The sequence below is a fragment of the Staphylococcus massiliensis CCUG 55927 genome, assembly GCF_000298075.1.
GTDB lineage: Bacteria > Bacillota > Bacilli > Staphylococcales > Staphylococcaceae > Staphylococcus > Staphylococcus massiliensis.
On record NZ_JH815593.1, the window covers coordinates 925,541 to 935,983 of the forward strand.

Consider the following 10,443-nt stretch of genomic DNA (forward strand, 5'->3'; position numbering starts at 1 on the left):
TTCGCGACCAATTATTAATCATTAATGGCTTAAGTAAATCACATTCAGCTACAGGTATCCGTATCGGATTTTTAATCGGACCGGCTTACCTAATTGAAAAGTTAACGTTCATGCATGCTTATAACTGTATATGCGCTAATGTTCCTGCTCAACATGCATGTATCGTTGCGTTAAATGAGGCAATAGAAGCACCTAAAGCGATGAATAAAGCTTATATAGAAAGACGCGATTACGTTAAGAAACGATTAGTTGAAATGGGGCTTGAACTAAATGCTGAGCCAGAAGGCGCATTCTATATCTTCCCTAGCATTAAACATTTCATGGAAGACGATTTTGATTTCTGTGTTCAAGCTTTAGAAAATCATCACGTAGCTCTAGTTCCTGGATCTGCTTTCACAGATGCTGGTAAAGGACATATTCGTATTTCTTATGCGTATGAAATGCCTCAACTCGAAGAAGGTATGAATCGCTTAGAAGCGTTTTTAAATACCTTTAAATAATCTAACTAGGCTCGTTTGTGAAAAGACGTCACGGTAAATGCGTGACGTCTTTATTAATATATGATTTACACCTTACCAGTGCGTCCTTTAAATGATTTTTTTATCGGCTATTAGCAACTTTAAGTGATTATTTCCTTCTTATTCAAACTAGTAGCCCTACTTTCATCAAAAATAAAAAAGCGCCACATCCAAATGAGTGGCACCTTTCAAAATCGTATTAAGGGAATTTTGGGAACTGATCGAAATCTGGACGACGTTTCTCTTTAAATGCATCGCGTCCTTCTTTAGCTTCGTCAGATGTGTAATATAATAATGTCGCATCTCCAGCGAATTGTTGTAAACCGGCTAAGCCGTCTGTATCAGCGTTCATAGCAGCTTTTAAGAATCTTAAAGCAGTTGGTGAATGTTCCATCATTTCTTTACACCATTGAACTGTCTCATCTTCTAATTGCTCATAAGGCACTACAGTGTTTACTAAGCCCATATCAAGCGCTTGTTGTGCATCATATTGACGGCATAAGTACCAAATTTCACGTGCTTTCTTATGACCAACGATACGAGCTAAGTAACCTGAACCGTAACCAGCATCAAATGAACCTACCTTAGGACCAGTTTGACCAAATCTAGCGTTATCAGCAGCAATTGTTAAATCACAAACGATGTGTAATACATGACCGCCACCTATTGCATAGCCACTAACCATCGCAACTACAGGTTTTGGAATAACGCGAATTAATCGTTGAAGATCTAATACGTTAAGACGTGGAATTTGGTCATCTCCTACGTAACCGCCATGACCACGAACTTTTTGGTCTCCGCCTGAACAGAATGCTTTTTCACCTTCACCAGTCAAGATAATTGTACTGACGTTTTGATCATCACGCGCTCTTGAAAAGGCATCGATCATTTCTTGTACAGTTTTAGGTGTGAAAGCATTACGTACCTCAGGTCGATTAATCGTGATTTTAGCAATACCTTCGAAGAATTCATATTTTATTTCATCATACTCTTTTAATGTTTCCCATTGACGTGTCATTGTCGTCCTCCTAATGTAAATGTTAATACTATTGTATCAAAATTGGCTTTATCTTCCACGTGAACCGTATGGCCTGCATCCTTAATTACTGAAACATCACTTTGAGGTAATAATTGCTCCATCTTTTCAGCTATAGAAACAAACTTTTCATCAAGTTCACCTACAATAATCTTTACAGGTACTTCGATATTTTTGATGTCATTCCACAGATTAGGCATTGAACCTGTCCCATAATCGCGCAGTGCTTTTGCTAATTTAACGGGATCTTGTTTCATTCGATTACGTCGGATTGCCTCTCTCGTCTCCTTATTTAAGCTTTGTTGAGATGCGAAAAGCGGTAACTTCTCCCAATCATTCACAAAAACTTCAAGTCCTGCAATTTCTAGAACTTTCGCTCGTGCTTCATCAACCTTAACGCGTTCTTCACGGTCAGATTCCCCTTTAATGCCTGGAGACGTACTCTCAAGAACTAGCCCTTTGAGCAACGCTTTGCCGTGTAACGCATAGTACATTGCTACGCGTCCACCCATCGAATAACCGTGTAAATATAAGTCATACATATCATATTGTTCTAATATTTGATCAAGCTCATGCGTTATCATCTTGAAATCCCAAGTCATAGTTAAATCAGAGGTATCTTCCCCGTGACCAGGTAAATCTATGGTCATCACGTTAACTTTCTCTTTAAAGCTTTCTACATCGTCTTCATAAGTTGTACCATCACTTATAAAACCGTGGAGTAACACGAGTAATTGATTCGTTTTAGCTTTAGATTCATAAAAATTATAATGTAGCATTAATTACCTCACCCATTTTCTTATATAACGCTTCGTGTTGACGTTGATTTTCGTCTCGATTCGTTTGGATTTCAATAATATTTGCATGTAACTTAGGTAAGTCTAAATGTTTAAAAGTTTCTATTTCATTCATAACTTGATAATTAAAATCATACAAGTAAGCGGTATGCTTAAAGTCAAGACCAGTTGGCGTGCCAAATAATCGCTCAAAGTAGTCATTCGCCTCTTTATGTTGAGGTAGATAATTAAAAATGCCGCCCCCATCGTTGTTAAGAAGAACGATGTTCAGATTGATGTCGTTCAATTTCGCCATAAGTAGACCATTCATATCATGATAAAATGCTAAATCTCCAATAAGTAGTGTGACGTCTTTATGAACAGCCATTCCTAACGCAGTCGAAACAACACCATCGATGCCATTAGCACCGCGGTTAGCATAGACGTTTATTTTTTGCTTAAGTAACAGAGTATCCACGTCTCGAATCGGCATACTGTTACTTACAAATAGATTGGAACCTTCAGGCAACTTATCGATTAAATGACTTACATAAGCTGCTTCATCACTACCAGTTTCTTTAAATTCTTCAAGCTCTATTTGCGCAAGTTGATTGTATTCTTGCCATTGTTTTAAAAACGATGGACGTTTAGTTGCTTTTAAATGATGTAGAGATTTAAAGAAATCATTAATACTTATCTCATAAGTCACATCTGGCGCTTTAGGAAAGGCGTCTGGATAGTCCGATTCTTGAACTAAAATTTGAAAAGCGCGAGATTTCTTTAACCATTGATTAAGTTTTTTAGAGATGACTGGTCGCCCTACTCTGATGACAAAGTTTGCTTCAAAGTCTAAACCTGAACGCATCAATAAATCATAAGAAGTAATGAGATTTTGATGTTCAGTATGTCGTAATTCAGATAATGGGTCCGCTAATATAGGTAAGTCATGAATTGTCGCGAATGTTAATAAATCATTAGCTTCCTGATGTTGAATGTCACCTACAATAATCAGACCTTTAGGCTGACTCAGATACGCCTCTATATTTCGAATATCAACTGTTTGGTGAACGTTCGAAATCATTTTTGATTCAGAAAGTAATAAGTGACCTTGAGTGAGATCAGGTGTCAATGGCTCTCTAAACGGTAGATTAAAATGAATAGGCCCCATATGTGTACCTTTTAAATGACAGCTCGCTTTTTGAAGTTGATACGAAATTGTTTCCATCATTTGAGGCTGTCCATCGGCAATTGGGAAATCAAATGCATAGCGTACATAGTTTTGAAACATATCGACTTGATCAATCGCTTGAGGAGCACCAACGCCTCTTAGTTCATGCGGTCGATCACTTGTTAAAACGATCAATGGTAAGTGACTAATCGCACATTCTGCTACTGCTGGTACATAATTCGCAGCAGCAGTACCAGAAGTACATAGCACTGCAACTGGTCTATTACTCCCTTTAATTAATCCTAGAGCAAAGAATGCAGCACTACGTTCATCTGGATGAATCCAAGTTTTAATATTAGGATGCATTTCACACGCAATCGCTAATGGTGTAGATCTTGAACCAGGACTAACAACGATTTCTCGCATTCCATAAGCATATAATTCAGAAACAAATTTAAATACTTGTTCTGTTAAATGTTGTTTGTGATTAGACATATTGTTCTACTCCTAATGCCTTCATCATAGGCATAAATTTCAATGCCGTTTCTTCGATTTCCTTTTCAGGGATAGAATCGTATACAATCCCACAACCTGCAAATAGTAATGCGCCAACATCTTTAATTAACATTGAACGTATTGCAACGATAAATTCACAATCGTTATACACATCTATGAAACCGACCGGTGCACCATAGAGCCCTCTCGTTCCGAATTCATGTTTTTCAATAAATTCAAGCGCTTTTTCTTTAGGAAAGCCCCCTAACGCAGGTGTTGGGTGTAAACGATCAATTAAACTAATGTATCCTTTAGTAGATAAAGGTCCTTTAAACTCAGTCAATAAGTGATACAGATGATCGTTTTTAAGCAACTTCGGTTCTTTATTATAATCGATAGATTCAATGTAAGACTCTGTATCTTCAAGTATGCTATCAACGACGAATTGATGTTCTTGTAAATTTTTAGGATCATTTAGAAAGTCTTCAATTTGCTTTAGATCCTCTTCTTCATCAAAACTACGCTTAATTGTACCTGCGATGGCTTTAGTCTTGAGCACACCATCTTTAACGCGCATAAGTTGTTCTGGCGTTTGAGATAAGAAGGTATCTTCACCTGATTCTAATACAAATAGATAGCTATTCTTTTCATTCTCTAGTGCTTGATTAATAACAGTGTAAACAGGAATATCTTCTTCAAAGCGCACAATACGACGTCTTGCAAGAACTACTTTTTCGTCTTCATTCATAGCATTTACTACATCAGACACGATATCTTTCCATTCATCTTTAAAGATATCTTCAATACGTTTAACATCTGAAATCGGTTTAAGAGGCTCTTTTTCTGCATTTAAGACACGCTTAATTTCCGCTTTTAAATCCTCCATTGAAAAGTCCTCTTTAGAAACGGTGTATGTGATATAAGTTTGATCTTCTTCAAATGAAATTAATACTTCTGGTAATACAAAGTGGTTTAAACCAAAACGGCGCCAACGGTCATCTTTTTGATGCGAAGAAAATTGAAATCCGCCGCAGATCTTTAAATGGTGATATTCTGATTCAAAATGTATTAAATTGATATTTGATTTATATTTTAACCACTCTTCAAAAATGGATTGTTTGTTTTCGATATGATTAGAAAACGTTTGAGCAACACGATAACCGAAAAATGCAGATTGCCCACCATTTTCACGAAAATAAAATCGATTCCCCTTATCTTCCTCTGTTAATTGGAATAAAGCAATTGGGTCTATCGCTTTGTTTAATGCCAATTCAACAGAAACGATCTTTTTATTATTATGATATATTTGATCGATGATTTCACTTTCTCTGACATCGACAGTCATACATTTCACTTCTTTCATAGACATCTTCTCATACTCATTTATTGTATCATTTTTAAACATTGTTGTGTGTGCCGTTGCTTGATTTACTTGAACTGAAGTCAATATACATTGACCATGTATATGAATTTTCTTATACTTAATTTGTAAATCGATAAATAAGAGGTATTATAATATGACAAATTATCATAAAGAGCATTCAAAGCTACGTAAGTATTGGATGTTAATGCGTCCACATACACTTACGGCAGCTATTGTTCCTGTATTGGTAGGAACTGCCATTGCCAAGTTATATTTACTTGGTGGCGAAGATCATTTAAGACTTGATCTAATCCTAGCAATGCTTATCGCTTCACTCCTTATCCAAGCCGCTACGAATATGTTTAATGAGTATTTTGATTACAAAAAAGGGTTAGATGACCATACCTCTGTTGGTATTGGTGGTGCTATTGTGCGAGATGGCATGTCACCTAAACTTGTAATGAATCTTGCTATTCTCTTCTATATTATTGCTGCGATACTTGGTATCTATTTAGCTAGTCAAAGCTCGTTTTGGATTATTCCTGTAGGCGTCTTATGTATGGCGGTCGGTTATTTATATACAGGCGGACCGTTCCCTATTTCATGGACACCATTTGGTGAAATTTTCGCAGGTGTATTTATGGGTATGTTCATTATCCTACTTGCTTTCTTTATCCAAACAGGTAACATACAAACTTATGCGATTTGGTTAAGTATTCCAATCGTGATTACAATTGGGCTAATCAATATGGCTAATAATATTAGAGACCGTAAAAAAGATAAAAGAAGTGGACGACGTACTTTACCAATTTTACTAGGTAAGAAGTTATCAGTTTTACTCATGGCGTTTATGTATTTAGTCGCTTATCTATGGGTAATTTACACGGTTATCTTTAAACCTGGTGGCTCATTCTTTTATTTACTCGTATTATTATCTTTCCCATGGCCAATCAAAGTTATTAGACGCTTCCAAAGATTCGACCGTCCAGAAACTATGATGCCTGCTATGGCAGCAGCTGGTAAGTTAAATACGTTCTTTGGTTTATTATATGCTCTAGGTATTTATATTAGTGCACTACTTGGTGGCGCATAATTTATAACAAGAATTAAGCCAGTATCCATCGTTTAGATTGGATACTGGCTTTTTTATATGAAGTGAAATTTTAAGCGTAATATTAAGCTTCCTCAACTTGCTTGACTTGATGGCGTTCATTAAAGAATTGTCGATAACTTAAATATGTAGCACATAGCGCACACATAATCGTCGCTGTAGTATGAATAAAGACTACCATAAGCTGAAATTTAATCGCTTCAAGTGGAGGTACACCTGCGATAATCAGACCTGTCATCATTCCTGGAATTGAAACTAATCCGTATGTTTTAACTGAATCAATTGTAGGTACTATCGCAACTTTGACGCTTTCTCGAATAACTTGCTTAGATGATAAATAAGGCGTAGCACCGAGGGCTAATTTTGACTCTATTAATTCTCTATCCTTTTTAAAAGTACGGTCTAGATTTTGATAAGCTAAATTGATGGCGATCATGCCGTTACTTCCGAGCATACCCGCTACTGGAATAACTTCATTAGCATTAAAATCAATGGCTCCTGTTATTAAAACGAAACTTAAAGACAAGACACCACCTACTAGCATGGAAACTAACGAAATCCAAAAGACGTGTTTAACAAGACTTGAAGCTCGATTAACCGTATTCCAAGCAGCATTCACCATGATGACCAATGTAAGTACTATGATTAACCATGGTTCTTCGACTTTGAAAACGTAGTCTAGAATTAATCCAATTAAAAGTAGTTGTACTACAGCACGAATACTCGCAATAATTAAGTCTTTAGAAATGTTAAGTTTTTCTTTATATGAAACTAATATTGGTATTAATAAAAGTAAAGCAGTTAAAGCTAATGACGCAGTACTCACTTTAATACCTCCTCATGCGTTATTTCGCCAGCATCGATTGTGATACGCTTTTCAAATTGACGATGACTTTGATTCGTATCATGTGTAATCCAAAGGAGTGCCACGCCCTTTTGATTTAATTCGAAGATGTGCTTTTCAATATTTATTTGATTCTGTTCATCTAAAGCACTTGTTGATTCGTCAAGAAGCAACACATCTGGTGTATACATGAGCTGTCTTGCTATTGTAATACGTTGTTTCTCCCCACCTGATAAGTTTGCTACCTTGTCACATAAGTCGTAACGACCTAAACCAACCTTTTGTAACAAACCATATGCGCGGTCTTCATTAAAGGATTCTTTTCGAATGATCGACGGGAAAATAAGGTTATCTTTTATAGTTTCTCCAAATAAGGACGGGGCTTGTGGTAAATAACTGACGTGCTGCCTTAGTTTCTCAGGTTGATATTGATCATATGTCTTTCCTTTAAAGTAAATCTCACCTGAGGTAACTGAGATTAAATTTGAAATCGCACGTAATAATGTACTTTTACCACTACCTGAAGGTCCAACGATTGCGATTGAGCTACCTTTTTCAATGGTTAAATTAATATTCTTTAGAATTTTACGTTGATCTGTCTGATATGACACGTTTTTGAGTTCTAACATAACATCTGCCTCTCAAAATTTATTCAATATAACACTACCCTACTTCAAGTAATCTTATCATATTAACGTGCATTAACTTTAGACTGTAAGAATATCTTCAAAATTTAAGTTAAATACCTTTTTATACCATTTTTATAAGTAATAAGACCTAAGTATTAATTAAACGTTTTACAGTAAGGGTATACAAGAAATATGAACATGTCTTAAGGAGGTGACAGTCATGGTTGTAAATAAAGTCATCTATATTATTTTAGCTCTATTTTTAGGAAGCTTTGGTGTTCATAAGTTCTATGCGGGTCGCCCAATGCAAGGTATCCTCTATATTCTTTTCTTATGGACAGGTATCCCTCATATCTTAGCTATAATTAGTGCAGTATTAGTAGCGTTAACACCTGCGGATCAATATGGTAATGTACGCATTTAATGCATACTAAAAAGTGCGCCCACTTCTGTGGACGCACTTTTTTTAATTTGATTTGAGTTCTTTTATAACGTCATCTTTTATAACAGGTCCAAGTGAACGTGCAAATGAATCAGTCATATGATTAGAATCAAAGTAAACGAAGATATTACCTCGTACAGCTTGGAATTTATTTTCAGGTGCGATGTATTTATTGTAATCATAATAACTTACACCTTTAATTTCTTTCGGTTTACATTGTTCTTCACCCATAATACGCGTAACATCTTTCTCCCAATCTGAATCCTTTTCATATTGTTCTACAGCATTACGCTTCAATCTCGGATTGTCACGTACAGCAAAAATTAGAATATCTAAATCATGCATTTTTTTAAATTGCTTTTCAAATCCTTTAGGAACACCTTGACTGCCCTCATTGCCTGCCATAGATACATTGGCATTTGTAAATAATAAATCAAATTCATCTTTATGCGCTTTAATATATCGGTTTACATTAATCATCCATTCATTTACTGAAGGAGATTGGTGTGCGGCTGAGAATTGCGCGCCTGCTTTACCTAAGTGGGTGATTTTGATATCTTCATCATCCGCAAACTCTTGTAAAGCGCCTAACCAATGACTTGAGTGAGAGCCACCGACTAATAAGATATTATACTTAGGGCTTTCAGTGTCTCCGTATTAGATTACTTTGGCGTCGTTACCTTTAAAGTCCATACCACCGTCGCCATATGCATCTGACTTATCTTTTTTAACGTTAGCGATATTTGGAATTGGTTCTTTTTCCGTATAATCTTTTTCATCTGCTAACGCTCCTGTATAAGTATCGTTTGGTAAGGATTTATCATCAGGTCCTGCCATAGATACCATCACATAGTAAACCATGCCACCAATGATTAATAAATTAAGCGCAAACATTGGGATAAGTTTTTTCTTAGATGACTTGTTTTTATTTCGAAGTGGCTTTTCAATAAATTTAGTCATAAGAAAACTTAACGCAATAGACGCTAGGATAATTAAAATACCATGCAATGTTGAAGGTTGTTCAGCAATATTATATTTATAGAATGCTAAGATGACCCAGTGCCATAAATAGATACCGAACGAAATGCCACCTAATTTAACGAAGGGCTTTGAACTTAATAAACGCTCTACGCCAAACTTAGATGCATGGTTACCTGATATAAGGATAAATAACGCGCATACCATAGGCCATAGTGCGATGTAACCTGGGAACATGGTTGATACATCGAATAAGATACCTGTTAAGATGAGCCCAATTAAACCGATCCATCCTAAAATATTACCTATAATTTTAGGTAGCTTAATCTTGGATAGGTTCATACATAACAAGCCGCCTAGCGCGAACTGCCAAATTCGAGCTAATGGGTTAAAGTATGCGAATGGTTGGTTCACACTTGTTTGATACACTGAGAAACTAAATGAAGCGATAAATAAAATAAGTAATACGATATTGATTAATGTGCTCGCACGCTTCATGCTTAATTTCTTAACGATAAAGATTATTATCGTGAAAAGTAAAAACCAAATTATGTAAAACTGTCCTTGAATAGACATTGCCCAAAAGTGTTCTACGGGCGTTTTCATTTCTTCCTTGTTTAAATAATCTGTGTTGGAAAATGCAAGTTGTAAATTCTGGAAGTAAAATAGTGAAGCTATGATTTCTTTAGTGGTCTTCTCTAAGATGGATTTAGGTAGAATAAAAAATGATGCTACTGTAACTGTAAATAAGATTGTGAGTACGCTTGGAAGTAGTCGCTTCATGAGGTTTCCGAAATACTGAAACGGTGATATGTAACCTAGTTTGTTAACCTTCGAAATAATAGAAGTGGTTATAAGGAAACCTGATATGACGAAGAAGACGTCTACACCGCCTGATACACGACCGAGCCAGATGTGATAAATGGCGACCAACATCGCTGCGACAATTCGTACCCCTTCAATCTCTGGTCTAAATTTTCTTTCAACATCAATATGTATGTCTCTATCTGTTATATTGATACCTCCCAGAATATCGTATCATAAATAAAAAAATCTTAATATCTTTAAAGATATTAAGATTCC

General features: G+C 36.0%; 11 protein-coding genes. 3 read left to right on the forward strand and 8 right to left on the reverse strand.

Annotated elements, in window-relative coordinates:
• Positions 1–500, forward strand: a 500-nt coding sequence (locus A33S_RS11615; protein ID WP_037556676.1) for an aminotransferase class I/II-fold pyridoxal phosphate-dependent enzyme, incomplete at its 5' end; no start/stop codon positions are given.
• Positions 501–717: 217 nt separating this feature from the next.
• Here the strand turns inward: A33S_RS11615 and menB are convergent.
• From menB to A33S_RS0104775, 4 genes are read right to left on the reverse strand one after another with little or no spacing between them, the layout of a single operon-like run.
• The gene (menB, locus tag A33S_RS0104760) at positions 718–1,536 is read right to left on the reverse strand and encodes a 1,4-dihydroxy-2-naphthoyl-CoA synthase (protein ID WP_009383726.1); all 819 of its coding nucleotides are present in this window, start codon (positions 1,534–1,536) and stop codon (positions 718–720) included.
• Positions 1,533–2,333 carry a 2-succinyl-6-hydroxy-2,4-cyclohexadiene-1-carboxylate synthase gene (gene menH / locus A33S_RS0104765; protein ID WP_009383728.1) on the reverse strand — a complete coding sequence of 267 codons (801 nt, stop codon included), beginning with the start codon at positions 2,331–2,333 and terminating at the stop codon, positions 1,533–1,535. Before menH ends, menB begins: the two co-directional genes overlap by 4 nt.
• On the reverse strand, positions 2,320–3,993 hold the full coding sequence (gene menD / locus A33S_RS0104770) for a 2-succinyl-5-enolpyruvyl-6-hydroxy-3-cyclohexene-1-carboxylic-acid synthase (protein ID WP_009383731.1): 1,674 nt from the start codon (positions 3,991–3,993) through the stop codon (positions 2,320–2,322). Before menD ends, menH begins: the two co-directional genes overlap by 14 nt.
• Positions 3,986–5,338, reverse strand: coding sequence for an isochorismate synthase (locus tag A33S_RS0104775; RefSeq protein WP_037556757.1), 1,353 nt, complete (start codon positions 5,336–5,338; stop codon positions 3,986–3,988). The genes menD and A33S_RS0104775 overlap by 8 nt, the downstream gene beginning before the upstream one ends.
• Before the next feature lie 172 nt (positions 5,339–5,510).
• Here A33S_RS0104775 and A33S_RS0104780 point away from each other — a divergent pair, with 172 nt between their 5' ends.
• Positions 5,511–6,449: a 1,4-dihydroxy-2-naphthoate polyprenyltransferase gene (locus A33S_RS0104780; protein ID WP_009383734.1), complete on the forward strand. Its 939-nt coding sequence runs from the start codon at positions 5,511–5,513 to the stop codon at positions 6,447–6,449.
• Positions 6,450–6,531: 82 nt separating this feature from the next.
• Here A33S_RS0104780 and A33S_RS0104785 read toward each other — a convergent pair whose 3' ends face one another.
• Positions 6,532–7,293 (reverse strand): ABC transporter permease, encoded by a 762-nt coding sequence (locus A33S_RS0104785; protein ID WP_009383735.1) that lies wholly within the window; start codon positions 7,291–7,293, stop codon positions 6,532–6,534.
• Complete coding sequence (locus A33S_RS0104790; RefSeq protein WP_009383736.1) at positions 7,290–7,940, reverse strand: ABC transporter ATP-binding protein; 651 nt, start codon at positions 7,938–7,940, stop codon at positions 7,290–7,292. The genes A33S_RS0104785 and A33S_RS0104790 overlap by 4 nt, the downstream gene beginning before the upstream one ends.
• Positions 7,941–8,160: 220 nt before the next feature.
• Between A33S_RS0104790 and A33S_RS0104795 the strand changes: the two genes are divergently transcribed.
• The gene (locus tag A33S_RS0104795; RefSeq protein ID WP_009383737.1) at positions 8,161–8,364 is read left to right on the forward strand and encodes a TM2 domain-containing protein; all 204 of its coding nucleotides are present in this window, start codon (positions 8,161–8,163) and stop codon (positions 8,362–8,364) included.
• 42 nt (positions 8,365–8,406) lie between these two features.
• On the opposite strand, the gene A33S_RS12485 is transcribed toward A33S_RS0104795, so the two are convergent.
• Together A33S_RS12485 and A33S_RS12490 are read right to left on the reverse strand one after the other, a co-directional pair.
• Positions 8,407–9,009: an SGNH hydrolase domain-containing protein gene (locus A33S_RS12485; RefSeq protein WP_238537487.1), complete on the reverse strand. Its 603-nt coding sequence runs from the start codon at positions 9,007–9,009 to the stop codon at positions 8,407–8,409.
• Between the two features lie 30 nt (positions 9,010–9,039).
• Entirely contained in the window at positions 9,040–10,392 is a 1,353-nt protein-coding gene (locus A33S_RS12490; protein WP_338009723.1) for an acyltransferase family protein, read from the reverse strand.
• Positions 10,393–10,443: the final 51 nt, after the last annotated feature.